At 55.5% G+C, this 26,106-nt stretch carries 25 protein-coding genes; 22 read left to right on the top strand and 3 right to left on the bottom strand.

Annotated features, from left to right (window positions below):
• Positions 1–230: 230 nt before the first annotated feature.
• The 8 genes from FHR98_RS03920 (at position 231) to FHR98_RS03885 (ending at position 8,180) form a co-directional block, all read left to right on the top strand.
• Positions 231–2,030 carry a helix-turn-helix domain-containing protein gene (locus FHR98_RS03920; RefSeq protein WP_183415338.1) on the top strand — a complete coding sequence of 600 codons (1,800 nt, stop codon included), beginning with the start codon at positions 231–233 and terminating at the stop codon, positions 2,028–2,030.
• A 172-nt stretch (positions 2,031–2,202) separates the two neighbouring features.
• Entirely contained in the window at positions 2,203–2,742 is a 540-nt protein-coding gene (locus FHR98_RS03915) for a flavin reductase family protein (RefSeq protein ID WP_183415337.1), read from the top strand.
• Between the two features lie 22 nt (positions 2,743–2,764).
• Entirely contained in the window at positions 2,765–4,264 is a 1,500-nt protein-coding gene (locus FHR98_RS03910) for an aldehyde dehydrogenase (protein ID WP_183415336.1), read from the top strand.
• Between the two features lie 28 nt (positions 4,265–4,292).
• Positions 4,293–5,363, top strand: a complete 1,071-nt coding sequence (locus FHR98_RS03905; protein ID WP_183415335.1) for an LLM class flavin-dependent oxidoreductase — start codon at positions 4,293–4,295, stop codon at positions 5,361–5,363.
• Positions 5,364–5,531: 168 nt separating this feature from the next.
• Positions 5,532–6,344: an alpha/beta fold hydrolase gene (locus FHR98_RS03900; protein ID WP_183415334.1), complete on the top strand. Its 813-nt coding sequence runs from the start codon at positions 5,532–5,534 to the stop codon at positions 6,342–6,344.
• On the top strand, positions 6,341–6,967 hold the full coding sequence (locus FHR98_RS03895) for an amino acid synthesis family protein (RefSeq protein WP_183415333.1): 627 nt from the start codon (positions 6,341–6,343) through the stop codon (positions 6,965–6,967). The genes FHR98_RS03900 and FHR98_RS03895 overlap by 4 nt, the downstream gene beginning before the upstream one ends.
• Before the next feature lies 1 nt (position 6,968).
• Complete coding sequence (locus FHR98_RS03890) at positions 6,969–7,790, top strand: alpha/beta fold hydrolase (protein ID WP_221205718.1); 822 nt, start codon at positions 6,969–6,971, stop codon at positions 7,788–7,790.
• Positions 7,791–7,793: 3 nt separating this feature from the next.
• Positions 7,794–8,180: a carboxymuconolactone decarboxylase family protein gene (locus tag FHR98_RS03885; protein ID WP_183415332.1), complete on the top strand. Its 387-nt coding sequence runs from the start codon at positions 7,794–7,796 to the stop codon at positions 8,178–8,180.
• Between the two features lie 282 nt (positions 8,181–8,462).
• On the opposite strand, the gene FHR98_RS03880 is transcribed toward FHR98_RS03885, so the two are convergent.
• Together FHR98_RS03880 and FHR98_RS03875 are read right to left on the bottom strand one after the other, a co-directional pair.
• Positions 8,463–9,167, bottom strand: coding sequence for an IS6 family transposase (locus tag FHR98_RS03880; protein ID WP_183415331.1), 705 nt, complete (start codon positions 9,165–9,167; stop codon positions 8,463–8,465).
• A 74-nt stretch (positions 9,168–9,241) separates the two neighbouring features.
• The gene (locus FHR98_RS03875; protein WP_221205717.1) at positions 9,242–9,541 is read right to left on the bottom strand and encodes a hypothetical protein; all 300 of its coding nucleotides are present in this window, start codon (positions 9,539–9,541) and stop codon (positions 9,242–9,244) included.
• A gap of 185 nt (positions 9,542–9,726) precedes the next feature.
• Between FHR98_RS03875 and torT the strand changes: the two genes are divergently transcribed.
• The 3 genes from torT to FHR98_RS03860 all read left to right on the top strand — a co-directional run bounded on the left by torT (position 9,727) and on the right by FHR98_RS03860 (position 13,477).
• Complete coding sequence (gene torT / locus FHR98_RS03870) at positions 9,727–10,794, top strand: TMAO reductase system periplasmic protein TorT (protein ID WP_183415330.1); 1,068 nt, start codon at positions 9,727–9,729, stop codon at positions 10,792–10,794.
• A gap of 114 nt (positions 10,795–10,908) precedes the next feature.
• On the top strand, positions 10,909–12,453 hold the full coding sequence (locus tag FHR98_RS03865; RefSeq protein ID WP_221205716.1) for a sugar ABC transporter ATP-binding protein: 1,545 nt from the start codon (positions 10,909–10,911) through the stop codon (positions 12,451–12,453).
• Between the two features lie 28 nt (positions 12,454–12,481).
• Positions 12,482–13,477: an ABC transporter permease gene (locus FHR98_RS03860; RefSeq protein ID WP_183415329.1), complete on the top strand. Its 996-nt coding sequence runs from the start codon at positions 12,482–12,484 to the stop codon at positions 13,475–13,477.
• 65 nt (positions 13,478–13,542) lie between these two features.
• Here FHR98_RS03860 and FHR98_RS03855 read toward each other — a convergent pair whose 3' ends face one another.
• Positions 13,543–14,247, bottom strand: coding sequence for a GntR family transcriptional regulator (locus tag FHR98_RS03855; protein WP_183415328.1), 705 nt, complete (start codon positions 14,245–14,247; stop codon positions 13,543–13,545).
• A 329-nt stretch (positions 14,248–14,576) separates the two neighbouring features.
• Here FHR98_RS03855 and FHR98_RS03850 point away from each other — a divergent pair, with 329 nt between their 5' ends.
• The 11 genes from FHR98_RS03850 (at position 14,577) to FHR98_RS03800 (ending at position 26,101) form a co-directional block, all read left to right on the top strand.
• On the top strand, positions 14,577–15,230 hold the full coding sequence (locus tag FHR98_RS03850) for an isochorismatase family protein (protein WP_183415327.1): 654 nt from the start codon (positions 14,577–14,579) through the stop codon (positions 15,228–15,230).
• Positions 15,231–15,271: 41 nt separating this feature from the next.
• Complete coding sequence (locus FHR98_RS03845) at positions 15,272–17,107, top strand: PEP-utilizing enzyme (protein WP_183415326.1); 1,836 nt, start codon at positions 15,272–15,274, stop codon at positions 17,105–17,107.
• A gap of 14 nt (positions 17,108–17,121) precedes the next feature.
• Positions 17,122–18,174, top strand: a complete 1,053-nt coding sequence (locus FHR98_RS03840) for a PEP/pyruvate-binding domain-containing protein (RefSeq protein ID WP_221205715.1) — start codon at positions 17,122–17,124, stop codon at positions 18,172–18,174.
• Complete coding sequence (locus FHR98_RS03835; protein ID WP_183415324.1) at positions 18,171–19,037, top strand: FAD binding domain-containing protein; 867 nt, start codon at positions 18,171–18,173, stop codon at positions 19,035–19,037. The genes FHR98_RS03840 and FHR98_RS03835 overlap by 4 nt, the downstream gene beginning before the upstream one ends.
• A 10-nt stretch (positions 19,038–19,047) precedes the next feature.
• Positions 19,048–19,677 carry an SRPBCC family protein gene (locus FHR98_RS03830; RefSeq protein WP_183415323.1) on the top strand — a complete coding sequence of 210 codons (630 nt, stop codon included), beginning with the start codon at positions 19,048–19,050 and terminating at the stop codon, positions 19,675–19,677.
• A 74-nt stretch (positions 19,678–19,751) separates the two neighbouring features.
• A complete protein-coding gene (locus FHR98_RS03825) occupies positions 19,752–20,531 on the top strand; it encodes a maleate cis-trans isomerase family protein (protein WP_183415322.1) in 780 nt (259 codons plus the stop codon).
• A complete protein-coding gene (locus FHR98_RS03820; protein ID WP_183415321.1) occupies positions 20,528–21,349 on the top strand; it encodes an alpha/beta fold hydrolase in 822 nt (273 codons plus the stop codon). The genes FHR98_RS03825 and FHR98_RS03820 overlap by 4 nt, the downstream gene beginning before the upstream one ends.
• Before the next feature lie 28 nt (positions 21,350–21,377).
• The gene (locus tag FHR98_RS03815) at positions 21,378–22,406 is read left to right on the top strand and encodes a 2,5-dihydroxypyridine 5,6-dioxygenase NicX family protein (protein ID WP_183415320.1); all 1,029 of its coding nucleotides are present in this window, start codon (positions 21,378–21,380) and stop codon (positions 22,404–22,406) included.
• A gap of 60 nt (positions 22,407–22,466) precedes the next feature.
• Positions 22,467–22,982, top strand: coding sequence for a (2Fe-2S)-binding protein (locus FHR98_RS03810; RefSeq protein WP_183415319.1), 516 nt, complete (start codon positions 22,467–22,469; stop codon positions 22,980–22,982).
• A complete protein-coding gene (locus FHR98_RS03805) occupies positions 22,979–25,387 on the top strand; it encodes a xanthine dehydrogenase family protein molybdopterin-binding subunit (protein ID WP_183415318.1) in 2,409 nt (802 codons plus the stop codon). The genes FHR98_RS03810 and FHR98_RS03805 overlap by 4 nt, the downstream gene beginning before the upstream one ends.
• Positions 25,388–25,408: 21 nt before the next feature.
• The gene (locus FHR98_RS03800; RefSeq protein ID WP_183415317.1) at positions 25,409–26,101 is read left to right on the top strand and encodes an HD domain-containing protein; all 693 of its coding nucleotides are present in this window, start codon (positions 25,409–25,411) and stop codon (positions 26,099–26,101) included.
• The last annotated feature ends 5 nt before the right edge of the window (positions 26,102–26,106 follow it).

The raw sequence follows: 26,106 nt of genomic DNA, 5'->3' as shown, positions 1-26,106 counted from the left end.
GACGGGCAGGTTAACGGCCTTGACCTGGCGTATTCTTTGATCGAATCGTCGGAAAAGTAGATTCTTTATTGCCGATTCGGTGAGTGTTTTATCGCATCGGACTGGAGCCTAATGGAGGCACACTTATTAAAGTCACGGATCAACCGACGCGAAAAGCGACTGATCTCGGACAACATCAAAGCGAGTAGGTATTTATATCTGCCGCTGTCCGGGAGCCATTGGAGTTGTGTATGGAGAGCCAATTGCTGAGCGAACCGCCCTTGCAACGCGACGAGACGCTTCGAGCCATCCGTGACATCGCCAGCCTTTTGAATGCGAACAACGACTATTACGGTTTGCTCAACCGGTTAGTAAGCACAATCTGCGAACGCCTGACCTGGTCGCGCAGTGCCATCATGATCCTCGACCGCGCAGAGAGCTTGTCGCGCCTGGTTGCCTTCTGCGATAAAGACAACGTTTTCGACCCTCAAACTGTGAGCTGGGACCTCGTAAGCAGCCCGACCCTGAAGGTCGCGGAATCCGGCGTTCCTCTGATCCTCACCAACGCACAGAACGACGAACGCTTTCCTGGGTACCGTGAATTTGCCCTCCGGCATGACCTGGACACAATCGTTTTGCTGCCGTTGTCATCCACCGACCAGGACGGTCACGAGATGGTTTTCTCGGTGGCGTCGACCCAATCTGTCGAAATGGGTGAGGACGCCCTCGACTTTCTTCTGACGATCTCGCACCTGATTTCAATCGCAGTCGACAAGTACAAGCTTTTCCAGGCCGAACAGGCAGTGAATAACGGTCTGCGCGCTTTGTTCGAAAGCAACACAGGTTTGATGGACCTGGTCGTAGGCGGCTGTACTTTCGCGGAACTAGTGGAGGCCGTCCGCCGACAGCTGCGTTTGCCCTTCGCCGTCAGCGACGAATTGTCCGATTCATTCATATGGTCGACACATCCGGCAAACATCGAGGATCTCGATAAACAAATGCGCCGTGACGCTGTCGACCAAATGAGTCGCAAGCTGCGCGACTTGATCTTGCGCCAGGAAATGCACAACTCGCCTACGACCATCAAGATGGAATTGCCATGCCTCAAGGCAGAGTTCGACGTCATTATTCTGCCTCTCCTGGTCAGCGACCAGACCGTCGGTGGCCTCGCCTTGTTTCCTGACAAACACCGTAGTGGTGAACTTGATCTGTTGCTGGCGCAAGGGGCGCAGCAGGCGTTCTCTGCCTATCTAATGCGCATGTATGCGCCTTGGACCCAAAAGACCACAGCCATTACATCATTCTTCAGCTACCTTTTCGACGGCGACTGGGTCAGCTTCGACCAAATTGAGGGCATGGCTCAACGCGTTGGTATCGACCTTTCGTTTCCGGCCCATTTCGTGGCTGTCGACCTACTGCCGGTGATTGCGGAAAGTATGGCGCTTTGTCATTCAATCGAAGCGGCGGCGAGGCAAATCATTCCCAATTGCGCCGCGTTCTACGAGAACCAGATACTGTTCGTCTATTTCCCGGAGCCGAAACGCAGTGGCGCTAAGACCATATCTCGTCTGGTTGAAGAAATTAGGTCACAGGTCAAATGGCGCACCGAGGTCGCCGTGACAGTGACCTGTTCCACGCCTTGTCAATCGCAGTTTGATTTCAAGCAGGTTCGCAGCCACTGCATGCAGGTGTTTCGTCTGTCGCGAATGTTCCAGAAGACCGGCTACGTTACCATGAGCGATTTTGGCAGCCTCGCTATTCTGGTTTCGGCACTGGGTGATACGGCAATGACGAACTTCCTCAACGACGTGCTTTCGCCAATCATAGAGCACGACAGGAAAAAGAACGGTTCACTGCTCGAGTGTGCGAAAGCATTCCTCGATAACGCCTGTCGCTACCAGGCTGCTGCGGATGCACTTGGAATTCACGTCTCGACGCTGCGTTATCGCTTGAAACGGCTGAATGAACTGTTCCTCCTCGATCTAGAAAACAATGAAGACGACCGCTTCGCTCTTTCGCTTGCGCTGAGAATCCGGCAGCTGCGCAACTAAAGTGGCCTGCGTAACGACTTTCGTGAAGTCGAAGCGGCAACCGTTTCACGATTCGTGGAACTTTTTCCTGATTGTTCGTCATCCCTGTCGAATGATCGCAAGTGAGCAGCCTGTAGCATCCTCCACAACGTAGCGCTTTTCACTGAAAGCGTATCGATGGAGGAAGCAACGCATGGCCGGAAGCAAATCGGGAATCGACAAAAATGAGCTTCGCCGCGTTCTCGGCGGCTTTCTGACCGGTGTTACGGTCGTTACGACCTATGACGCCGAAGGTAGGCCGCGCGGCTTGACTGCAAACTCCTTCACCTCGATTTCTCTGGACCCGGCATTGGTTCTCGTGTGCATCGGCGATCACGCCTCTAGCTACGATTCCTTTTGCGCGGGCTCTCATTTCGCGGTCAACGTTCTTTCCGCCGCGCAGCAGGAAACGTCGGCGCTGTTCGCATCTAATCGCGCGGACAAGTTCGATGTCATCGACTGGCATACGAGAAACAATGGCGCGCCGCTGCTAGACGACGCTTTGGTGTCGCTGGAATGCGACGTACATGACCGCCGCTTCTATGCCGACCACATGATTCTCGTGGGTGCGGTTCGCGGTTATCGGACTCTCGACGGTGCACCACTCGGGTTCTTTCGTGGCAAGTATGTCGCCCTCGATAGCCCCAATTTCCCAAACTCGCCCAAAGTCGCCGGCACTTCGTGTCGGCACTAGTGATTGCAGGAGCGCTTCCTTAATGAAATTGAACTTGAGTCAGATCGAAAACGCCAGATTGAACCTGCATATCGGCGGCGAGTGTCGGGCGCCGGTGTCCGGCAGGTATTTTCCGAGCTACGACCCGGCGACCGGAGCGCCCTGGTACGATGCGGCGGAGGCCGGTGTCGAGGATGTAAATGCCGCAGTCAGCGCCGCGCGACGGGCGCTGGGGAATCCGGCTTGGCGCAATATCACGCAGACGGCCCGTGGCGACCTTATCTTCAAGCTGGCGGATCTGATCGGTGAAAACGCCTTTGAGTTGGCGCGCATTGAAACCCGCGACAACGGCAAGGTTATCAAGGAAACCCACGCGCAGATCTCCTACCTCCGGGACTACTACCGCTACTTCGCCGGTATGGCAGACAAGATTCAAGGGGACACCATACCGGTTAACAAGTCGCAGATGCTCAACTACACAACGTACGAACCAATAGGCGTCGTCGGCGTTATCGGCCCATGGAATTCGCCGCTGAATACAATGAGCGTCGCCGTCGCGCCTTGTTTGGCGGTCGGCAACAGCATGGTCGTGAAGCCGTCCGAACACACCTCCGCAACGGCGCTTGCCTTCGCCGAGTTGATCGTAGAGGCCGGTTTTCCGGATGGTGTATTCAATGTCGTGACTGGGCCAGGCGCTACGACCGGTAACGCGCTAACGACGCACCCCGGCATCGACAAGATCTCGTTCACCGGTGGCACCGCGACAGGGCGCAAGGTTGCTACAAATGCAGCAACCCATTTAGCTCCGTGTAATTTGGAGCTCGGTGGCAAATCACCTCATGTAGTATTTGCTGACGCTGACCTGGAGCGCGCCACCAACGGACTGGTTGCAGGCGTGTTCGCCGCCGGAGGTCAAACTTGCGTGGCCGGCGCTCGAGCATTCGTTCAGCGGCCAATCTACGAAGAGGTTGTCGAACAGCTTTCCGCGCGTGCCAAGAGCGTCAGAATTGGACACCCGCTCGAGGACGATACCGAGCTGGGGCCATTGGCGCTGTCACAACAGCTTGAAAAAGTATTGCGATACGTGAGCTACGGCGTAGAGGACGGTGCCAGGTTGGTAGCGGGCGGCGGTCGTCCAAACGGTAGTGGCTGGTATTTCGAGCCTACCGTCTTTGCTGACGTAACCAATGACATGCGTATCGCCCGCGACGAAATCTTTGGGCCTGTTGTCGGCGTTATTCCGTTTGACGGCGAGGATGACCTTTACCCACTTGCGAATGATACCGTTTACGGCCTTGCAGCAGGCATTTGGACCACGGATATCGACCGTGCACTGCGTTTCGCGGGCGGAATCGATGCCGGAACGATCTGGATCAACACCTACCGGACGGGCGCGATGATGTCGCCGATGGGTGGCTTCAAGGATAGCGGCTACGGCAAGCATAACGGGTTCGCGGCAATACACGATTACGCCCGTCTCAAGAACATCGTCGTCGACTATTCGGGAAAGACTCAAGACCCGTTTGTTATACGGGTCAAGTAACCAGCCTGCGTATCAAGAGGAGGAGCGCGTGAAATTTTCGATCGTTGTAAACATGGACCGAACCGATCCGAACCAAGACATGCGGGATGTCGTGCGCGAGTGCCTCGAACTGGTTCAGATCGCCGATGAAGGTGGGTTTGAGATAGCCTTTACGGCAGAGCACCACACGATAGAGGTGACTGTCGCACCGAACCCCTTCACATTGCTAACCTACTGGGGACAGCACACTAAAAACATCCGCCTCGGGACAGCCGTTGTCTCGGCACCATACTGGCATCCGATTCGACTCGCTGGAGAGGCTGCACTCACTGATATCATCCTGGAAGGTCGGCTTGAACTTGGCCTGGGCCGAGGTTCCTATCAGTACGAATTCGATCGTATGGCCGGCGGAATGCCGCAAGGTGATGGCGGCAAATACTTGCGCGAAATCGTGCCGCTTCTGAACAAGCTGTGGGCTGGAGACGTCGAGCATAAGGGCGAGTTGTTCCAGTTTCCGGCCGCAACGTCCGTGCCGAAGCCGCTCCAGAATCCGGGTCCGCGCATGTGGGTTGCCGCGCGCGATCCCAACACTTTCGATTTCGCGGTCAAGAACGGCTGCCATATTATGTCGACGCCACTGCAGCGCCCGCATGAGGAAGTGATCGACCTGTGCAAAAAGTTTGAAATGGTCGTCGCTGCCAACCCGCAAGTTCCGCGGCCCGAACACATGATGCTTCGGCGCGCCTGCGTCTATGAGAACCCCGACGAATGGCGCAAGCCGGTGGATGCGACAATCGATTTTGGCCGCCATTTCGAAAATCTTTTCCGCAACCTCGGCACAGTGCGAAATGGCTTCCCCGAGCCTGTCGATGTGAACGTCATCGCCAACAAGACGGATTATTCTCCAGAAGCGTTGCACGAGAACATGCTGTTTGGCACTGCTGACGAAGTTATCGCCAAACTTGAGAAGTACGAGGAGGCGGGCGTCGATCATTTCCTGTATGCCGGTCGCTTCGGCCTTCCACACCCGGAATCGAAGAAGTCGCTGGAACTGTTTTGTCGCGACGTAATCCCGCACTTCCAAAGTAACGAAAGCGTCAAACGTGAAAGGGCTGTCTAGAAACCGTGCGCCAAGTTGACACTGTGTCAGTACGAACTCCACGCGGGGAGCAGATTTACCCATTGTCGATACTTGTGATGGTCTGTTCATCGTCGTCGTGTGCGGCTTCGGCGCCAATTGTTAATAACATCAAAACATAGGTCTCAATTTTCTTAACGGAAAACTAGCATGAGCGCAGCGGCAACAGAGCATCTCAATTATATTGTGGAAGGACCTGAGAACGCACCGTCAATGGTGCTCGTGCATGGTGTGGGAGCCAATCTCGCTTCGTGGGACGCCGTGGCAGAGCGATTAGTCCCAAAATTCAGGGTCCTGCGGATGGATTTGCGAGGGCATGGCTCCTCCAGCCCGATCAGAGAGCGCTGGGCGCTCGGGCGGTTTGCAGAGGACGTGATATCCGTCCTGGACCGGGAGTCAGTTGACGGAGCCGACCTCGTCGGCTTCTCACTTGGTGGCTTGATCGCCCAGCATCTCGCCTTGCACTGGCCAGGCCGGTTCGACCGACTCATTCTACTGTCTACTGTTGCAGGTCGCACGCCAGAGGAGCGGGAAAAGGTTGTCGGCCGTCTGGCAATGCTGCGCGAGGGCGGAATTACTGCGATCACTGGAGCTGCGCGCGAACGCTGGTTCACAGAGGCCTTCGCACGCAAGCATCCGGAGAAGATCGACGCGCGCATCCAGGAGATGCTGGCCAACGATCTCGAGTCCTACATCGAAGCATACAGGGTGTTCGGAGAGAGCGAATTAGCATCGGATTTGCACCGGATTCCCCATCGCACCCTGGTCATGACCGGAGAGAACGACATCGGCTCCAACACGCGGATGGCTCGTTTCATGCATCAGCAGATCAGGAACTCGGAGCTCAGGGTGTTGCCAGAGCTCAAGCACAGCGTGCTCGTCGAGGCGCCCGATCTGATTGCCGATCACTTGTTGAGATTCCTGAACCGGTCGAATGCGGCCGAGAGAGCGAGAGTAGAATGACTGAGAATGCAAAGCGCCTCGTGCGCAAATCCATCGTAAGCATCGAGGATACCTTCATCGAGGGTGGACGCGCAGCCTCCGTGCCCCTGCGTATGGTCGTGGGCGCAGCCGTGGTTCACAATCCCTGGGCTGGGCAGGGGTTCGTCGATGACCTCCGACCGGAAATCCACGCCCTGGCCCCAATACTGGGCGACCTGATCGTTCCCCCAGTAATTGCTGCCGCGGGAGGCCGGGACGCGGTCGTGACTTACGGCAAGGCGGCGGTCGTTGGTGTCGACGGCGAGGTAGAGCACGCTTCCGCACTCATCCATACCCTGCGTTTCGGCAACATCCTGCGCGATGGCGCCGAGGGCAGTTCCTTCTTGCCCTTCACAAACCTGCGCGCGGGTCCGGGTTTTGCTCTCAGCATTCCCATGAAGCACAAAATGAAGGAACAGGAGGGGTCGCGGGCTCATTTCCTGACGGCAACCGTCTCCATTCCAGATGCGCCGGCGCCCGACGAAATTCTGGTCGCAGTTGCGGTCGCGACGGGCGGTCGCCCACACCACCGGATCGGTGACCGCTACCAGGACATGCGGGACCTCGGGGTCGATCAGACGGGTGCCCGTTTGGAGCAGGTTTGAGATGTCCGCAAGATACATGCCGCAAGCAGGTTCTGCGCCCCGGCTGGAGAGTTGTTCCATCGCGGAAAGCGTCTCGGCGCCAACTCTCCTTGAGGGTGAAGAAAGCGGCCTGCAGGGTGGTACCTATTACCGGGTGGTGGGGCAGGGGCCGACCGTTTTGCTGGCGCATGGTCTCGGCCATGACCTGACACTTTGGGACCGCGTCGCCGCTTCTCTCGCCCCTCGTTTCCGGGTTGTCCGTTTTGACCTGCTCGGTCACGGCCGGAGTGCCAAGCCGCCTGGTCCCTATACGCTGGATAGTTTCCTGCGCCAGTTTGACCTGCTCGACAGGCAGGTCGATTTGCGGTCCGCACATCTGGTCGGACATGCCGCAGGCGCCCTATTGTGCCTTCGGCGCGGGCTAATTCATCAGCACAGTGTTTCCTCGGCCCTGCTGCTGCACCCCTTCGCGCGGCCGCCGCTGGACGAGGGCGCGACCGGAATGCCGGAACTTCCATGCGTGGTTCGGGCAATGCGCAGGCGCTGCGACTCGGTCATTCTCCAATGCAGCACGACGATCTTTCAGGTCTTCTGGCAGGATCTGTCCAAAAATGTAATGAAACCGGCCTTTCCGGTGGAAGTCATCAATGGGGCCAGCGACCCGCAGTCCCAGGCCTACGAAGGCCCTATGGGGCAAGACCTTGTGCGCATGCTGGAGGGCGCCAATGCCAGGACCCTGACCAGGATGGGCACGCTATCGCCCCTCACCGCGGCCGAGGAAATTGTTGGTCGTGTTTTTGCCCTCATGGAGCAACTTGGCAGCCGAAGCATTGAGGAGGCATGAAAAATGGACCGCAAGCGCTACGAGGCGGGATTGAGCGTCAGGACCGAGGTTCTGGGAAAGGACTACGTCGAAAAGGCGGTGGATGGAGCGACCGACTTCACACGCCCCTTCCAGGAATTAGTCAGCGAATATTGTTGGGGCGTGGCCTGGAGTGACGATACGCTTTCGCGGCGGGAGCGAAGCCTGATCAATCTGGGCATGATTGCCGCATTGGGCCGCATGGAGGAGTTTGCACTGCATTTTCGCGGCGCTCGACGGAACGGCCTGAGCGAGAAAGAACTGCAGGCCGTACTGATCCAGATCGCCGTCTACTGCGGCATCCCTGCGGGTGTTGAATGCTTCCGTATAGCTAAGCAGATCCTCGAGGAAGAACAGCAGGCAAGGCTCTGACGCGGGAGCAGTTGCCTGGGCCTTGTCAGAAGAACTTGGGTTGAGAGGGAGCTGTCAGACAAAATCGAACTAGTCTCAGTATGCCCCAAACATGCTGAGCTTCAGGCAGCGAGAAGGCCGCGCCACTCGGAGAGAGCGGCGGCGCGGTTCAGCTTGAATATGGTACGAGAGGAAAGGCTGCGTTCTGTGTTGAAGTGGTTGTAGACGGAGGCATGGATGGCGGTGAATGGAGCTGTCAGACTAATTCGAACTAGTCTCAGTAAGCCTCAGCAATGGCGAGCGTCAGGCAGCAAAAAGACCGCGCCATTCGGTGAGAGCGGCGGCGCGGTTTAACTTGAATATAGTTCGAGAGGAAAGGCTGCGTTCTGAGTTGAAGAGGTTGTAGAGGGCGGCATGGACGGCAGTAAATTTCTGAAGATTTCGCATACGTCGGAAGCGAAGCATGGCCCGTTCCCGTCGTCGGAAGGGCAGATGTGAACTCTCAGCACGATTGTTCATCCAACGGCCTATATGCTGACGATCGATATTGCCGATCTCTTTCATCGCGGCCCCATAGGACCGAAGCCGATCGGTTACGATAACCTCGGGTCGTCCGTGCTTGCGCATTGCTTTCCTTAGGAATTTCAACGCAGCTTTCTTGTCTCGTTTCTTCGTCACGAAGGATTCCAGAACCTCGCCCTCGTGATCGACGGCGCGCCACAGATAGTGCGTTTCCCCGTTGATCTTCACGAACACCTCATCCAGATGCCATCGCCAGAGGCTTGACCGCATGCTTTGGATCCGTCGTTTGCGGATCTCGGCAGCGAACATCGGTCCGAAGCGCTGCCACCAGAAACGCACTGTCTCGTGGCTGATATTGATCCCGCGCTCGTGAAGAAGATCCTCCACGTTCCGTAGTGAGAGTGGGAATCGAATATACATCATGACCGCCAGGCGGATGATTTCGGGCGACGTCTTGAAATAGCGGAATGGGCTGCGTTTGGTCATGGCCGGACGCTACGAGATCGCCCGACCTTGCTCAAGGCGATTTGCTCTGACAATGCCGAGCTATGTTCAGTCTATCAGAGCAGTTTCTTCTGACAATACCCGCCATTGATCTTCACGAAGACCTCGTCCAGATGCCACCGCCAGAGGCTTGACCGCATGCTTTGGATCCGTCGCTTACGGATCTCAGAGGCGAACATTGGGCCGAAGCGCTGCCACCAGAAACGCACTGTCTCGTGGCTGATATCGATGCCACGTTCGTGGAGAAGATCCTCTACATTCCGTAATGAAAGCGGGAAGCGAACATACATCATGACCGCCAGGCGGATGATCTCGGGCGACGTCTTGAAATAGCGAAAGGGGCTGCGTTTGGTCATGTGCGCAGGGTAGGGAACGGCACGAGTCCTCTCAACCCAAGTTCTTCTGACACTGCCCTAAAATAAGCTATTGCGCGCAGCGTAACAGCAAGGCAGTATCTTCAGGTAATTTGGTATACCAAAATACCAAGATGAGAATCACCGAAGTTTGGGCCATTAATGAATAGGGAGGGACGAAATTGAGGATGTTTCAAAGAGCCTTAGCCGTGACAGCGTTGCTTTCCATCGGCTTGCCAGCATATGCGGGGGACGATTGGTCGATGCAGATCCGGGCTCGCAATCCAGCATTTGATCCGGGCGCAGAATGGATAAACAAAGAGTACAAGCCGCTTCCTGCTTCCGAGGTAACGAAGAAGTGGGACATCTGCGTTCTCTTTCCACACACTAAGGACCCTTATTACATCGCGATGACGTATGGTTCGGTGACGGAAGCCGAGGATAAGGGGCTATCCATGTCGGTCTATGCCGCCGGTGGATATACGGAACTTCCGACGCAGATATCTCAGATGGAGGACTGCATCACGCGAGGAGCGGATGCGATAATGATTGTCGCGATATCCGCGACTGGCTTAAACCGCACCATTTCAGTAGGCGCCAAGAAGGGTGTGCCGCTTGCAATCACCGGTGGTGAGGTTGATTCCGATGACGTGGCCGCACGCGCACTTGGCAATTGGTTCGATTCAGGCAGGATTGCCGGCGAATACCTGAACAAACTCCATCCAGTGGGCTCGGAACCTGTGAAAGTGCTTTGGATGGCAGGTCCGGAGGGGCCGAATTGGTCCGTTGATTCCGCCGAAGGTTTCGTTAAGACCGTCGAGGGCAACAATGCGATAGAGGTCGTCAAGGTGATCTGGGGTGAGCCAGGTAAAGCCAGCCAGATCCCGCTGATAGAAGACGCGCTGCTGACCTACCCGGACATCAAGTATATCGGCGGCATTGCGCCAGCGATTGAGGGAGGTGTTCAGGTGCTGAAGGAGAAAGGGCGTCAAGACATCCAACTCATAGCATCCTATATGACGCCGGAAACCGAGGCAGCATTGCGTGAGGGGACAGTGCTAGGCGTGGTCACCGACTATACAGCCGCGCAGGCACGGATTGCGATTGATCAGCTGGTTCGCATCCTTGAGGGCAAGGAAGTTGATGCCGACGTCGACACCGGCTTTGCCATGATCGATGCGAGTAACGTGGATACCTACGACCGCTCGCTTTCACTGGCACCAGTTGGCTGGGATCCATACTTCCGCGTCGACTGATTGTCGGAGGAATAGGGGGCGTGGCAAATTGGGCGACGCCCCCAGTTCCTTTGGGCCAGATGCGACAGATCGAACCAGTGCACCTCACAATCATGGCAAGGCGGCGGGCGCTTCATGTTGAGCAAACAAAAAACTGAACCGGACGCGTTCGCCGATGCGAACGGTTCGAGCCCCCCTTTGCTGGAAGCCCGGAATCTTTCAAAATCTTACTCAGGGTTCATGGCTCTAGACTCGATGAACTTCAGTCTACGTGCTGGCGAAGTTCATGTTTTATTTGGAGAGAATGGGGCTGGGAAAACCACTCTTGTGAATATCCTTTGTGGGGCAAACCAACCGACTAGAGGAGAAATTCTGCTCGATGGATTGCCGGTGACGATGCACTCAGTAAGGGATGCTCACGATAAGGGAATTGCATCAGTCTTTCAGGAGTTCAGCCTCGCGCCGGATTTAACTGTCGAAGACAATCTTTTTCTCGGCTCGGAACTGACACGATACGGAACACTCAAGAAATCTCTGATGCGGCGTCAGGCGCGAGAAATTATCGAGAGCCTGGGCTTCGCTCTCGACACCAAGGCGATTATTTCGGACTTGTCGCGCGCAGAGTGCCAGATGGTGGAGATCGCTAAAGCAACAATGACCAAGCCGCGCGTATTGATACTCGACGAGCCCACGGCATCATTAACCAAAACAGAGACAGATATACTTTTTGCCCTGATCAATCGTCTTAGAGGTGAGGGTGTCGGGATCGTCTACATCACACACCGGATTGAAGAGATCCAGAAAATTGGCGATCGCGTGACGGTAATGCGAGATGGGCAGTTCATCGAAACACTTGATGCTCGTATTGCGACCAAAACTGAACTTGTGGAATCAATGACTGGGCGGAGCTTCGGGAGCTTCTATCCGAATCTCGATTTTACACCTGGTGATACGGTTCTGGCGATCGATCAACTGGCTACCCGCGACGGGCATGTAGCGAATATTTCGCTAATGGTTCGCGCAGGGGAGATTGTCGGGCTGGCGGGGCTCGTGGGTTGCGGCAAGTCAGAGATCGGCCGGGCATGTTTCGGCCTGGAGCCACTCGCATCGGGAACCATTCACTTTGCTGGAAAACACGTGAAAGCCCCGCAGCCGAGAGAAATGATTGCCAGCGGGATGAACTTCGTACCAAGCGACCGAATGCGAGACGGTTTGATGTTGAGCCGGTCAACACGGGAAAACCTTTCGCTTTCCGCCTTGAACACGGAGGCATTTACGCGGCGGGGTTTTTTGCGTCTGGGTGAAGAAAAGAGATTTGCGCAGGATATGGGGACGCGGATCGGCATCCGGCCGTTGCGCGTGGAAGGCGCTGTTTCAGACTACTCCGGTGGCAACAAACAGAAAGTCATGCTTGGTCGTGCAATCGCTTCGCCGCTCCGGCTTCTGATCCTTGATGAGCCCACAATCGGAATCGATGTGAGCGCCAAGACGGAGGTTTATGCGCTGCTTGCCGCGCTTGTGAAAGAAGGCATGGCGATCCTGATGATCAGTTCGGATCTACCGGAAGTCTTGAGTATGTCGAACCGCGTCTATGTCGTTCGGCAGGGGCATCTCGCCGGCGAACTCAGCGGTGCGCGAAAAACTGAGGACGAAGCGTTGCAAAACTTCTTCGGCAATTAACCATACGGGATGGAACAGGGTGCCAGATATGCACAGTAGAGCAAACGTCAGCAGCATTTTTGAGGTGATCGGTGTCATACCGTTTATTGTGCTGTTCTTCATCGTCTTCTTCGGGGTGATGGAGCCGCGGTTTGTGTCAGGCGACAATCTTTTCAATCTATCGCGCCAGTCGAGCTACCTGATCCTGGTCTGTCTTGCGCAGCTCATAGTTCTGCTGACAGGGGGTATCGATCTATCGGTTGGCTCCGCGGTTTCATTGGCCTCAGTCGTTTGCGCAACGGCGATCAAGGCTATGACTGCGGCCTATCCGGAGGCGGAAGGGCTTGCCGTTAGCGTAGGGTTGGTGGTCGGCGTTGGAACTGGCGGATTGGTTGGTCTAGTGAACGGAGTCGGTGTTGCCTACTTCAAGGTGACACCTTTCGTCATGACTCTGGGTAGCCTATCAATGGCGCTCGGGTTAGCGCTCTTCGTTTCCGGCGGCTACAGCATCGCGGGGCTGCCAACTGCATTTGGCGATTTGTTCTCCTATGCGGACCTTTTCGGTGTGCCTGTGGCGATCCTCTATACGATTGTCATCATGCTGTTGGTTTGGGTCCTGCTGAGTTGGACACGCGCAGGCCGATATCTCTATTCCATCGGAAGCAACCTGCAGGCGGCGAGGCTGTCCGGTATTCCAACCCGTCGCTATACATTGCTCGCCTATGTTGTGTCCGGCCTCATCGTTGGGTTCGCCGCAGTCCTGATGACCGCACGGACGGAAAGTGGCGAAGCCAACCTGGGTGGGGCAGATCTCGTGCTCAAAGCAATAGCAGGCTGCATCATCGGCGGGGTAGCGCTGACAGGTGGCAAGGGCCTCGTGCGCAATGTCGTACTGGGCGCTTTCTTTATCACTTTGTTGTCGAACGGAATGAACCTGCTGCGAGTTAACAGCTATCTACAGACCTTTATAATGGGCGCGGTGCTCGTATTGGCGATCGCAATCGATCAGATCCGTGAGCACTATACCGGTCGCAAATCTGCTTGATCGATTTGGTGCGCCGCTTCTGCTCAGGAATTGCTCTGCTATTCCGGCTTGAAGGGAATCCGTGCTTACCTGGAGGTAGTCGGTTTTGAATCCGGGTCGGTCAGAAGGCCCATTTCACGGGCGTTCGCGGTGGACCATTCGATATGTGCTTTCATCAATTCGCCAGCTTTGTCGGCATCGCTCGCTTTGATAGCCTTGAGAACCTCGCGATGCTGTTTGACAGCCATTTTGGCTCGCTTACCCTCGTATTTAATGCGCGATCGAAGCGTAGCGGTCATAGCGAGCACGTGATTAATGATCGTCAATTGAACCTGGCTTCCCGCCGCCGCTGTGACAGCCGCATGAAATGCCAGATCGGCGTTGGCCTGTTCCAACGCGCTGCAGGAAGTGTCCAGGCTTTCCTGACGTAACAATGCGACCTCGATGTTGAGAATGGCATCCCGGTCGGCATAAAGAGCCGCGCTTCGGGCGGCATGAGTCTCCAGTACCAGCCGCATTGAATATATCTGGGCGATATCCTGCCTTGTTATACGTCGGACCCGGGCATAACGTCGCGGGACCAGTTCGACCAGTCCCTCACCCTGCAATGTGAATAGCGCTTCGCGCACAGGGGTCCGGCTGACGCCTAGCTCTTGCGCTATACTGCGCTCCATCAATGGCTGGTCCGGCTTAAACTTTCCCGTGAGAATTTCTCGGCGGATGAGGTTCGCAATACCCTCACTGGTTCTTACGGTGATAGGATTAACTCTATCCTCAAAGTACCTGATCATTGTTCCAATATCGCTGGCTTATGCTGCTCACTCCGGCTTCTTATTGGGGCGTGCTAACACATCTGAAAGTTGTTCGAAAGAACACGATTATATAGCTTCAGTACCATGAGTATTGCGGCCCGGCAAGATGTTCCGTCGGCATAGGAAGTCATTCGGGGGAAGGTGCTGCGCTTCGCTCAGGGATACAGACATTAAGCCGGAATGCTCACAGATAACACTTGTATCTCTAATCTCATCTGGTATACCTAAATACCAGATGAGATTAGAGATATCGCCCGGAACGCCACGAGGTTCGGGGCGACGGCAGGGAGCGGAAGGTCCGTCATTCTATGTCTAGTGCGAGGCAAGAAGATATCTATCGAACGGCTGGCTTTGGAGTCGCTGGCCAACGAGGTTGCTTCCCTGCAATCCTCGTCGTCGATTTCTCATACGGATTCACCGATCCGATTTACCCGACAGCTGCGGATATGAGCGCTGAAATCGAGGCGACGAAGGAGCTGATCAATATCGGAAGGGCGATGCGGTTCCCTATAGTTTTCACAACGATTTCCTACACGCCTGGAGAGCTTGAAATGCTCCCCTGGCTTCGCAAGGCAACTGGCATGGCGTCTCTAGTTGCTGGGTCGCGATTGGTAGAAATTGACCAGCGGCTGGAGCCACGCGCGACCGAACCGATAATCATCAAGCACGGGGCATCGGCCTTCCACGGAACCAATCTCGCCGCAATGCTAAACGGTGCGGGGGTGGACACGGTAATCGTTACCGGCGCGACAACGAGCGGATGTGTGCGCGCCAGCGTGGTCGATGCCGTGCAATACGGGTTCAACGTACTGGTACCCGAAGGTTGCGTTGCGGATCGCTCGAAGCCGCCACACGATGCCAACCTATTCGATATACAGCAAAAATACGCTGATGTGGTGCAAGTATCGGAGGCAATGAATTACCTTCGGTCGTGCGGCAACCAAAGAACAAGCACCCGATGATGGGCAAATAGTGCGAGCAAGAAGCAAAAGGGGAGTGCAGAATGCCTAAACCAGTGAATTCCTTCAAAAGCCCATTCGAGGTCGAGACGCCAAGTGGGGCCGAGGGGTGGGAGAGCCTCTACCGGTATTATGCCCTGATAAGCGAAGATCGTCGGGAGTTTGAGGAGTCTAAGTTCTGGTTCTTCGATGGAATGCATAATCCCGACCCGTTGTATCCATTTGATACAATCATGACCGAGAATTGGTGGGTGGCGGTCAGTCAAATGTCCAGCCGGGTATGGGCACTTCCTCCTGCTTTGGGTATCGATCACCGAATCATCAACGGTTATCTCTATGTCAGCCCGAACGCGGTCACTGACCCAGCGAAGATCGCCGAACGGCAAGAGTATTTTACCAAGCGTGCCGGCCATTATTTCGAGAACTGGGACGAAATTTTCGAGAATTGGAAGGTCAAGGCGATGGACTGTATCGATCGCCTGCGAGAGATGGAGTTCAAGCCACTCCCGGAATACGAACCCGAGGAAAGCGTTACCTCCCACAAAGGTACTTATTCGTCGCTTGAAATGCTCCGCGACTACAGTCGCTTAATCGAGAATATGCTCGAAATGGGCTCGTATCATTTCGAGATGCTGAACCTCGGTTATGGTGCCTATCTAACCTATCGGGAGTTCTGCCAGAGCGTATTTCCGGGTATCGCCGACCAGACCATAACCGACATGGTTTCTGGCATCGATATCCTGTTATTTAGGCCGGATGACGAGCTACGCAAACTCGCGCAGCTCGCTGTCGACTTGGGAGTAGGCGATACCATCCTTCCGAACCGTCAACCTGACGAAGTTATTGCCGATTTGGCGAACAGTAACGCCGGTAAGCAGTGGTTGGCTTCCCTGGAGGAGGCAAAAGATCCGTGGTTCTGGTTCTCGACGGGTTCAGGCTATTGTCACGCCGATCCGGTTTGGATGACCGATCTCAGGCTGCCCTTCACCGCAATGCGCGGCTATATCAACGCAATCCGCAGTGGTGAAGATGTGCGGCGCCCACTGGACCAGATACTGGAGAAACGAGCGCGGGTCACAGAAGAGTATCGCGGGCACCTACCTACAGATGAAGATCGCGAGGCTTTTGATAGCTTGCTTGAGCTGGCTCGCAAGGTGTTCCCGTTCGTAGAGGATCACAATTTTTATGTCGAGCACCTGCATCATTCCATTTTCTGGTCGAAGGTGCGCGAGTTGGGGAATGTTTTTGTCGCCCACAAGTTCTTCGATTCGAAGGAAGACATTTTCTACCTTCATCGCCATGAAATTTACGATGCGCTTTACGATTTAATGATCGGTTGGGCTGTCGGAACACAGCCGAGGGGCGAGTTTTACTGGAAACCAATAATCGCCGAGAGACGCCAAATTCGTGACAACCTGGCAAAATGGACGCCGCCGCCAGCGTTGGGTACGCCGCCCGAAACAATTACCGAGCCGCTCACGATTATGCTGTGGGGTATCACGCAGGAAACCATTGAGGAATGGCTTGGCGTAGATCCGAACAGCGCTTCCGAGCTGCGTGGCGTTGCAGCCTCTGCCGGTAAGGTATCCGGCAAAGCGCGAGTGATCACCGATCCGTCACACCTGTACAATATCGTTGACGGCGAAATTTTGGTTTGCCGCGTTACGGCTCCAAGCTGGGCACCAATCTTTCCGCGCATCCGCGCAGCTGTCTCGGATGTCGGTGGCATGATGGCGCATACCGCGATCGTGTCACGCGAATACGGATTGCCAGCCGTTGTCGGCACAGGTTTTGCCACCGCTCGAATCAAAACCGGCGATATGATCGAGGTCGACGGCAACATTGGCTTGGTGCGAATTCTGGAGGAACAGGCTGGATGAGTGCGCGTCCTTATGTGCTGTGGCTGGATGACCCAGCGTCAATAGAGAATCCGATTCTTGGCGGGAAGTTCTCCAGCTTGGCTAAGTCGACAGCGGATGGCTTGGCGGTGCCACTAGGATTTGGAATCACCACGCATGCGTACCGCGACTTCATGGAGGCTGCCGGACTAACAGCGGAGGCCCGGAAGGTGCAAAAGGTTTGTGCAGGTTTGCCGCCTGAGAAAATCAGCGCCGAAACTGCAGGTTTGATTGAGCAGATCATCAGGACTCCACTCCCGGAGAGATTGGAGAAGGTGGTCCAAGAATCTTATGCACGGTTATCCGAGCGGACAGGGATCAAGGATGTTCCTGTTGCGGTGCGATCCAGTGGTGAGTCTGAAGATCTAGCGGGCGCTAGCTTCGCCGGCCAGTACGAAACATATCTTTGGATATCAGGCATTGAATCTGTGATTGGGCATATGCGTCGGTGCTGGGCCGGGATGTTTAGTGACGCCGTTTTGTCATACCAGCACGATGGAAAAACGATCATGGACCAAGGTGATTTTGCTATCTGTGTTGGTGTGCAACAGATGGTGCAAGCCCGGGCAGCCGGCGTGATGTTCACACTTGATCCAATTACTGGCGATCGCTCCAAAGTCGCGATTGAGGCCTGCTGGGGTTTGGGAGAGGGCGTGGTCAAAGGCGACATAACGCCTTCGCAATTCATTGCAGATAAAGTGCAACTCACGTTGTTAAAGAAGTCTATTTCCATCCAACCGGAAGAGTACAGGTTTGATTCGGAAAGTGGTGTGGTCGGTCTTTTCCCAATTGAGCAAGCCCGTCAGGCGGTGCCCTGCCTAAGTGATGCAGAGTCCGTTGGACTTGCTACGCTGGCAAAGCAAATCGAGAAGGATCGGGGGGCGCCGCAGGACATCGAGTGGGCGATCGACCAGGACGGTCAGATCGCGGTCTTACAGGTTCGTCCGGAGACTGTCTGGAGCAACAAAGCCGCGAAGCCGACCATGAAAGTTGCCTCGCCGATCAATCATGTTCTCATGCGGATGTCGGGTGGGAAGGCCTGGTCATGAAAGCTGCCGACTTCATATATCATCGTCCTGATTCCATCGATGAGACCGTCGGCTTGTTAGATGACTATGCAGGTAATGCTCGAATCTTGGCTGGAGGCCAAAGCATCATTCCGATGATGAACCTGCGCCTCTGGAGGCCTTCCGCGCTGATTGACATTGAACGGTTGGCGGAACTGGATGGGATAGAGCCAAGGGGTGACGACACGATCCTTGGTGCGATGGTGCGGTATCGGACGATCGAGACTCACTCGCTCGTCGCGGAGCGGTTGCCATTGTTGGTGCGAATGATCCATTTCGTTGGCGACCGGCAGGTGCGCAATCGCGGCACGCTCGGCGGCAGCCTCATGCAGGCGGATCCGACCGGTGAGATGCCACTGGCAGCGCTTACTCTCGGTGCCGAGGTGACGCTGTATTCGGTGACCGGCACGCGAACTATGGCGCTGGAGGACTTTTTCGTAGGCTCCTATGCGACGGCGGCAGAACCTGATGAAGTTCTGTTAAAAGTCCGCTATCCGCGCCACCCCGAGCACTTCGCGTTTTATGAGGTGAATCGCCGGCATAACGATTTTGCCATCGTTTCCGTTGCCGTTGTCGCCGACCGCGGTTCCAACGGCGCATGGCAGGGCGTGCGTATCGGCCTTGGCGGCGTTGATGAAACACCCGTTCTCGCGCGTGAAGCTATGAGCACTGCCGAGGGGTCCGACCTATCTGATACCGTGATCGCCGAAGCCGCTCGAGTTGCCTCTGAATTCATCAATCCCGCGACAGATATCCGTGCTTCGGAAGCTTACCGAAGGCATTTGACCGAAATTTACGTCGCGCGTGCGATGCGCGATCTCCGCGATGAGACAGCCGTAAAGTGAGCCCTTCAAAATGAAATTCGTTCAGGAATTTGTCGTTGCAGAGAATGCGGAAACGCTTTGGGCTTTTTTTGAGCGGCCTGACCAAGTTGCCCAATGCATGCCAGGTGTCGAACAGATTGAAGTGATTGATCAGGACACCTTCAAAGTGCTCGTGACGCAGCGCGTTGGACCTATCTCGGCGACCTTCGAATCAAAGGTTCGCATTATCGAAAAAATCGAGGGCTGCAGCATTGGATTCACGGCGACGGGCAGGGCAGTTCGCGGCGCGGTAGGGAACTTTCGCTCCGAAAGTATCGTTCGTCTCCATCCGGAGGGTGCAGACACGCGTATCAGTGTTGACTGTGAAGCCGCATTGGCGGGAATTCTAGGCAGTATCGGGCAAAAGGTCATTGCCAAACAGGCCGAGAAGCTTGCTGGAGAGTTCGCCCACAACCTCCAACAGCGCCTTATGGGTGGTGGCGAGAACTACCAACCTACCGCGGCAGCACCGCGCAAGATTGGAACTGGAGCACGAGTGGCTTCTACGGTCGCGGCACCGTCTTACGGACCAGTCGTCTCCAACGGTTGGAGCAAAGTCGCTGCAGCACTGGCAGCCGCAAACGTCGCGCTCAGCTTGGTGATCATTTCTGTTCTCTTGTGAGTTCGGAAAGAAAATTGAGGTGCCGGTGCAAGGCCGGACATTGGATAGTAAACACCCAAGGGAGGGTATCCCAAATGAAACGAGTTGGCCTGATAGTACCGAGTTCGAACACGACAATGGAAACGGAAATTCCAGCACTCTTGCGCCAGAGTGCTTCGTGGGATTTTCCGGGTTTTACTTTCCACTCCAGCCGCGCGCGGCTCCACACGGTAGATGTCCAATCCTTGTCACGCATGGTCGATGACGGCGATCGATGCGCGGCGGAACTGGGTGACGCCGACGTGGATGTGATTGCTTACGCTTGTCTTGTTGCCTTGATGTCGCGCGGAGCAGGTGCTCACAAGAGGATTGAGGCAAAACTTGGCGAGGTCGTCCTCGGAGATCGGGGAAAGGGTGTCCCGATCGTGTCCAGCGCCGGTGCGTTGGTGCGCACGCTTGATGCGCTTGGGCTCCGGAAGGTCGCTTTGGTGGCCCCTTATATGCCGGAGCTCACCAAGATGGTAATCGCCTACATTGAGGCGGCGGGCGTAACGGTCACCAATAGTGTAAGCCTCTCAATATCAAACAATTTGGCGGTTGGTCGACTTGATCCACTGAATTTGCCCGAGCACGTGGCAAAGCTTGATCTTTCCGGCGTGGATGGCTTGATCCTCTCCGCCTGTGTACAGATGCCATCCTTGCCCGCCGTACAGATGGTCCAGGACAAAATCGGCCTGCCGGTTATTACAGCCGCGACCTGTACGACCCGTGAAATCCTATTGGCCTTGGGGTTGGACCCGATCGTGCCCAACGCAGGGGCAGCGCTTGGCACCCAGTCAACCGGAGTCATTAGCAAGGCAAAGGTATCGGCATGAAAGTTCAGATCGCCGGGAAGTCGCAGTATGTCGAAGCCAATGGCTTAAGGCACCATTTGCTAACCTATGGTAATGCTGGAGCGCCCGCGGTCTTCATGCTGCCGGGTATAACCAGCCCTGCGGCGACAGCTGATTTCCTTGCCATCAGAATTGCGGCGCTCGGGTTCACGGTATATGTGCCTGACATCCGCGGTCGAGGGCAAACCGAAATAGCACCCCCAGGGGGTTATCGCTTGTCGGATTACGCTGCAGATGTTCATGGGCTAATCAGAGCGCTCGGATTGCACAAACCGGTGATTATAGGCCATTCGATGGGCGCGCGGATCGCAGCAGCCTATGCGACGACCTATGCAATGGAAGATCACGGTTTGCTCGTTCTCGTGGATCCCCCCGTTTGTGGTCCCGGACGAGGCGGGTATCCGACCAGTCTCGAAAGCTTCATGACACAACTGAAAGAGGCGAAAGCTGGCACTACGCTCGATGAGGTCCGCCGTTTCTATCCGAAATGGCCGGAGCGCGAACTGCAGCTTCGTATCGAGGTGCTGCCGCAATGTGATGAAACGGCGGTTCGTGAATCCCACGCGGGCTTTGAGACGGAAAATTTTTTCCCGTACTGGGAAAGAATCACACAACCTGCCGTGTTGATTTACGGCGGCAACAGTCCGGTAGTTACCCGCGAGGGGGCTGCCGATTTGGCGCGAGCCAATCCAACAATTCGTCTCTATTGCGTGCGAGAGGCCGGCCACATGATCCCCTGGGACAATGAGGCGGGCTTCTTTCAAACACTCGAACCAATCTTGGCGGACGCAAAGTCGTAATATCTGGCCAAGTGGTAGGGAGCAAGTTATGGATCTGATGTCACTGACTGAGATATGCCTTCATCAGTTGACCATGAGCGGAGTTCATGAGGGCGAAAAGGTAGTCGTGCTGTCCCAGGGCAGCGAGCGCCTGGACTATGCGGATGCGTTTATGGCGGCGGGCCAACGGCTTGGCGCGAAGATGTATAACATGCGCCTGCCGATGCCGGTCGCTGGGTCTGGCAACTGGGAAGTCGGTGTAAACGGTCTTTCCAGTAATCCCGAAGCCGTAGAAGCGCTCAAGCAGGCAGATATGTTGATTGACCTTATGTTTCTCCTGTTTTCAAAGGAGCAGATGGCAATCCAGGCGGCGGGAACCCGTGTGTTGACGGCAGTTGAGCCGGCATCGTTGCTGGCCCGTCTTCTGCCTACCAAAGAGCTTCGCGAGCGGGTTGAAATAGGTGCAGAGATATTGTCGAAGGCAAAGGTGATGCGGATCACTAGCCCGCACGGCACCGACGTGACCTATCAGTTAGGCGTTTACCCAACGATCAGCGAATATGGTTGCACCGATGAACCGGGTCGCTGGGATCACTGGCCTGCCGCTTTCGTCTTCACTGGCGCGTCGGATGATGGTGTGGACGGCCAGATCGTCGTGGCGCCGGGCGATGTACTGTTGCCGTTTAACGCGTATGCACGCGATCCAATCACTTACACGATTGAGAAAGGGCTCATAACCGATATCCGGGGCGGCCTCGATGCAGATCTTGTCAAATCCTATATGGAAAGTTTCAAGGACCCTCGGGGCTATGGGATGAGCCATGTCGGATGGGGACTTGATCATCGCGCGCAGTGGCATGGGCTAACAAATTTCCCCGGCGGCATGGGGATGGAACTGCGTAGCTTCTACGGCAATGTGATGTTCTCTACGGGCCCTAATAACGAACTTGGAGGGCCAAACGATACAGCCTGCCATCTGGATATTCCGATGCGGCATTGCTCTCTCTACCTCGACGACGAACCGATCGTTATTGATGGCGACATTGCGGTAGAGGAAATGCGGCACCTGCCAGCCTAAAGCTGTTTCGGGACGCATTAAAATGGCGATGACAATCCGCGGGAGGCATAAGGGACATTCATGATCTCGAGAACAAATCAAACCGAAGTATCCTTCACTGTAAATGGCGAACTTATTGCCGAATCAGCCCCTGTGCGAATGCATGCTGCGGATTTTCTGCGGCAAAAACTTGGCCTTACCGGCACCCATATCGGATGCGAGCAAGGTGTTTGCGGTATGTGTACGATTACTGTCGACGGTCAGGTCGTAAAGTCGTGCCTGATGCTTGCAGTGCAGTTGGATGGCAGGAACGTTTGCACTGTTGAGGCGCTATCCGAAGGCAACCGATTGAGTTTGCTGCAAGAATCGTTCAAGCGCCACCACGCGCTGCAATGTGGGTTTTGCACGCCGGCTTTCCTGTGCGTGGCCAAATCGCTGGAGAGCCACGGCCGCGTTCTTTCCAAAGAGGAGATTAGAGAAGAAATCGCCGGTGTACTGTGCCGCTGTACTGGGTACGAGGGCATAGTAAACGCCATTGAGGAATACCTTACTGCTGCCTTGGATGCGGGCGCCAATCAAAAGGAAGCTGAGGCATGAACGCCGAAACAAAGCCGCAAGCTCCCAATACAAAGGACCAACGCTCGACCTCCAAAGCTTCGACGAACAGGATCATCGGGCAATCGCTACCGAGAAAGGAAGACGACAGGCTGCTTCAGGGAGGTGGGCTGTTCGTAGACGATGCGCAGTTTGCCCATCAGATTGAAATGGCAATCGCCCGGTGCCCCTTTCCGCATGCAAGAATTCTCCGGATAAATACTGCGGCAGCCTGGCAGGTGCCTGGTGTACTGGAGATTTTTACCGGCAAAGAAGTCGCTGAGCGTAGTAATCCGCTTACCGTGTTACGGCCCGTGCCGGGCGCACCGGCACTGCCATACTTTGCTCTGGCGCGCGATGTCGCATTGCATGAAGGCCAGGCTGTTGTATCGATTGCCGCCGAGACGAGGGCAATTGCCGAGGATGCGTTAGATTTGCTCGAGATCGACTATGAGCCGCTTCCTCATGTGACCGACACGGCCAAGTGCCTCGACAACGACGCGCCTGTACTGCATCCGGAATTACTCGCGAACAACCTGATGGCGGAAAACACAGATCAGATCGGTGAGCCGGATCAGAAGTGCGGCACAGCTGAGGTTGTTGCGCGTGGCCGGTTTTATAACAGCCGTGTTGCGCCCCTGTCGTTGGAAACCCGTGGCGTTGCTGTCTATTGGCGCGCTGGAGCACGTATGCTCGACGTTCGCCTCTCGACACAGGTGCCGCACTTGGTGCGCAAGCAACTTGCAGAATCCCTCCGCCTAGAAGAAAGCGGCATTCGTGTTGTTGCATCCGACGTGGGTGGTGCCTACGGCATGAAACTTGGGGCTTTCCCAGAAGATATTTTAGCATCGCTGCACGCTATTTCGCTTGGTCGCCCCGTCAAATGGATCGAAGATCGGATGGAGTATTTTCGTGCCTCCACTCACGGGCGAGAATCAATCCACAACATGGCAATTGCTGCTGACCGAGACGGCCGGATCAAGGCGATCATCGACGATTACGTCACCGATATCGGGGGCTGGAACTCACCTTTCGGATCAGCGCAACTTTCGTCGGTAACTTTCGCGGGCCCCTATAAAGTATCAGATGCACGCGCAACACGGATGGTAGTTCTAAGCAACAAAACGCCGATTGGCGCTTATCGTGGATACGGCCAACCAGAAGTGAATTTTGCTCTGGAGGTTTTGCTCGACCGAATGGCTGGCAAGCTTGGCAAAAGCCCTCTGGCTCTCCGTCGATTAAACATGCTGCAACCGGGAGACCTGCCATGGCGAACTGCGAGTGGCGCGGTCTATGACATAGGAGACTACCCCCGAACGCTTGAAATGGCGGCCGCGGCAGTGGACTACGAAGCTCACTTTGCGGCCCCGCGCGTGGTGCGCGGCGACGGGCGAATAAAAGGGATTGGCCTTTCGTCTTTTGTTGAACGAACCGGCTATGCGTCAGCGCGCTTTCTAGCGAATCGAGGGTCACAATTCGGCGCGCATGAAAGTGTTACTTTGCGGGCAAACCGGTCGGGAGGGGTCGATCTCTACAGTGGTGTGTCGACTTTTGGGCAAGGCAGTGAAACAGCCTTTGCTCAGATTTGTGCGCAGGTATTGGGGATCGATTACGATGCCGTGCGGGTCCACGCGGGGGATACCGCTTCTTCGCCGCTCAATACCGGTGCTTTTGCCTCACGGACCTTGATCGCAGCCTCCGGGGCAATAAAGCAAGCGGCCGAAGTGATGCGGCAAAAGATACTTCTCATTGGCGGCATGGCTTTGGAGCAATCACCTGCCAATTTGACGATTCGGCAAATGGCGGTTTGCGTGAAGAATAATCCTACTCTCTCAGTGCCTTTGGCGGATGTCTTTAAACGAGCAATTACTGGCCAGGGAATCCCGAATGGTATCGAGCCTGGGCTTGAGGCGACGGCTCATTTCGAGCCGCGCGAGGCATCCTTTTCATTCGGCACAGCTGCGGCAGTTGTCGCTGTTGATCCGCAGACCGGGGAATACAAGGTGGAGCGCTTCGTGATGGCACATGATTGCGGCATCGAAGTTAACCCAATGCTAGTTGAGGGGCAGGTTCGCGGCGCGCTTGTGCAGGGGATAGGCGCGGCGATGAATGAGGAACTGCGCTATGACGCTGAAACCGGGCAGCTGATCAACGGCTCGATGATGGATTATTTTGCCCCGATGTCTGTTGATGTTCCACCAATCCAATTGCTTCATACGGAGGTGCCATCGGATGTTACAACCTTCGGTGTCCGGGGCGTCGGTGAGGTTGGGACTATTCCCCCCGCAGCGGCAATAGCCAACGCGGTTTGTGATGCCTTGAGGGACTATCAGATTGAGATTTCGGAATTGCCGATTACCCCTGAGAAGGTTTGGCGCGCAATTTGCACCGCCAAGCAAGCGCGTTAGCACCGTCCGAAAGGAAGTAAAATGCTCTCCAACCACGTCCCGAGTTTGATTGGAAAATATGCCGACCCGACATTCACGCCCTTGGAATTCAAGGCGATGGAATGGCTTGATGGATTTTATCAACTAGAGCATTTGCTGGCGACTAGGCAATGGGCGATAAAGCTGGCTGGCTCAAATGCGACCGATGCTCTGAAGTTCGCCGCGTTAGTTCATGATTCGGAGCGTTTCTTTCCCGGCGGACCAACCGGCACTCCTCAGAACGGGTTTGATGATCCCGACTACCTGATCAAGCATTCCATCCGTTCAGCGGAGTTCGTCGAAGAGTGGCTGCAAACGCAAAACCCTGAGCCTGACGATGTCTTCAAGCGTCGGGTGCGAGCCTTGGTTTTACGTCATGAGTTTGGTGGCAATACTGAAGAGGACATCCTCCAGGCAGCCGATTCCCTGGCGTTTCTAAGCACATTCGATTGGTTGGTAGTAGATTGGATTCGTCGAGGCAGTTACACAAACGCTGGTGCCAGAGAGAAACTCGATTGGACCATGACAAGGATTCGCCCTGAATCTGCACTACGGCTGGCGCTACCGCTTTATACAGAAATCACGGCGGTTCTGGATAACCCCGGCAGCTTTAGAATGGACTTGGCCGAGCGCCGTGCCTTGGCGGGCAACTGGCGGTTACTGACGGGTGAGTGCTGCCAGGCGAGTTTGAATTAGTCTCA

It is taken from the genome of Limibacillus halophilus, from assembly GCF_014191775.1.
In the GTDB taxonomy this organism is placed as follows: Bacteria; Pseudomonadota; Alphaproteobacteria; order Kiloniellales; family CECT-8803; genus Limibacillus; species Limibacillus halophilus.
The sequence above is the reverse complement of the archived record's forward strand: the minus strand, read 5'-3'. Positions and strand labels throughout refer to the sequence as shown.

Bases quoted from the DNA above. Each gene is read 5' to 3' on its own strand.
- FHR98_RS03920 (WP_183415338.1), top strand. From the start codon at position 231: ATGGAGAGCCAATTGCTGAGCGAACCGCCCTTGCAACGCGACGAGACG.
- FHR98_RS03915 (WP_183415337.1), top strand. From the start codon at position 2,203: ATGGCCGGAAGCAAATCGGGAATCGACAAAAATGAGCTTCGCCGCGTT.
- FHR98_RS03910 (WP_183415336.1), top strand. From the start codon at position 2,765: ATGAAATTGAACTTGAGTCAGATCGAAAACGCCAGATTGAACCTGCAT.
- FHR98_RS03900 (WP_183415334.1), top strand. From the start codon at position 5,532: ATGAGCGCAGCGGCAACAGAGCATCTCAATTATATTGTGGAAGGACCT.
- FHR98_RS03895 (WP_183415333.1), top strand. From the start codon at position 6,341: ATGACTGAGAATGCAAAGCGCCTCGTGCGCAAATCCATCGTAAGCATC.
- FHR98_RS03890 (WP_221205718.1), top strand. From the start codon at position 6,969: ATGTCCGCAAGATACATGCCGCAAGCAGGTTCTGCGCCCCGGCTGGAG.
- FHR98_RS03885 (WP_183415332.1), top strand. From the start codon at position 7,794: ATGGACCGCAAGCGCTACGAGGCGGGATTGAGCGTCAGGACCGAGGTT.
- FHR98_RS03880 (WP_183415331.1), bottom strand. From the start codon at position 9,167: ATGACCAAACGCAGCCCATTCCGCTATTTCAAGACGTCGCCCGAAATC.
- FHR98_RS03875 (WP_221205717.1), bottom strand. From the start codon at position 9,541: ATGACCAAACGCAGCCCCTTTCGCTATTTCAAGACGTCGCCCGAGATC.
- torT (WP_183415330.1), top strand. From the start codon at position 9,727: ATGTTTCAAAGAGCCTTAGCCGTGACAGCGTTGCTTTCCATCGGCTTG.
- FHR98_RS03865 (WP_221205716.1), top strand. From the start codon at position 10,909: ATGTTGAGCAAACAAAAAACTGAACCGGACGCGTTCGCCGATGCGAAC.
- FHR98_RS03860 (WP_183415329.1), top strand. From the start codon at position 12,482: ATGCACAGTAGAGCAAACGTCAGCAGCATTTTTGAGGTGATCGGTGTC.
- FHR98_RS03855 (WP_183415328.1), bottom strand. From the start codon at position 14,247: ATGATCAGGTACTTTGAGGATAGAGTTAATCCTATCACCGTAAGAACC.
- FHR98_RS03850 (WP_183415327.1), top strand. From the start codon at position 14,577: ATGTCTAGTGCGAGGCAAGAAGATATCTATCGAACGGCTGGCTTTGGA.
- FHR98_RS03845 (WP_183415326.1), top strand. From the start codon at position 15,272: ATGCCTAAACCAGTGAATTCCTTCAAAAGCCCATTCGAGGTCGAGACG.
- FHR98_RS03835 (WP_183415324.1), top strand. From the start codon at position 18,171: ATGAAAGCTGCCGACTTCATATATCATCGTCCTGATTCCATCGATGAG.
- FHR98_RS03830 (WP_183415323.1), top strand. From the start codon at position 19,048: ATGAAATTCGTTCAGGAATTTGTCGTTGCAGAGAATGCGGAAACGCTT.
- FHR98_RS03825 (WP_183415322.1), top strand. From the start codon at position 19,752: ATGAAACGAGTTGGCCTGATAGTACCGAGTTCGAACACGACAATGGAA.
- FHR98_RS03820 (WP_183415321.1), top strand. From the start codon at position 20,528: ATGAAAGTTCAGATCGCCGGGAAGTCGCAGTATGTCGAAGCCAATGGC.
- FHR98_RS03815 (WP_183415320.1), top strand. From the start codon at position 21,378: ATGGATCTGATGTCACTGACTGAGATATGCCTTCATCAGTTGACCATG.
- FHR98_RS03810 (WP_183415319.1), top strand. From the start codon at position 22,467: ATGATCTCGAGAACAAATCAAACCGAAGTATCCTTCACTGTAAATGGC.
- FHR98_RS03805 (WP_183415318.1), top strand. From the start codon at position 22,979: ATGAACGCCGAAACAAAGCCGCAAGCTCCCAATACAAAGGACCAACGC.
- FHR98_RS03800 (WP_183415317.1), top strand. From the start codon at position 25,409: ATGCTCTCCAACCACGTCCCGAGTTTGATTGGAAAATATGCCGACCCG.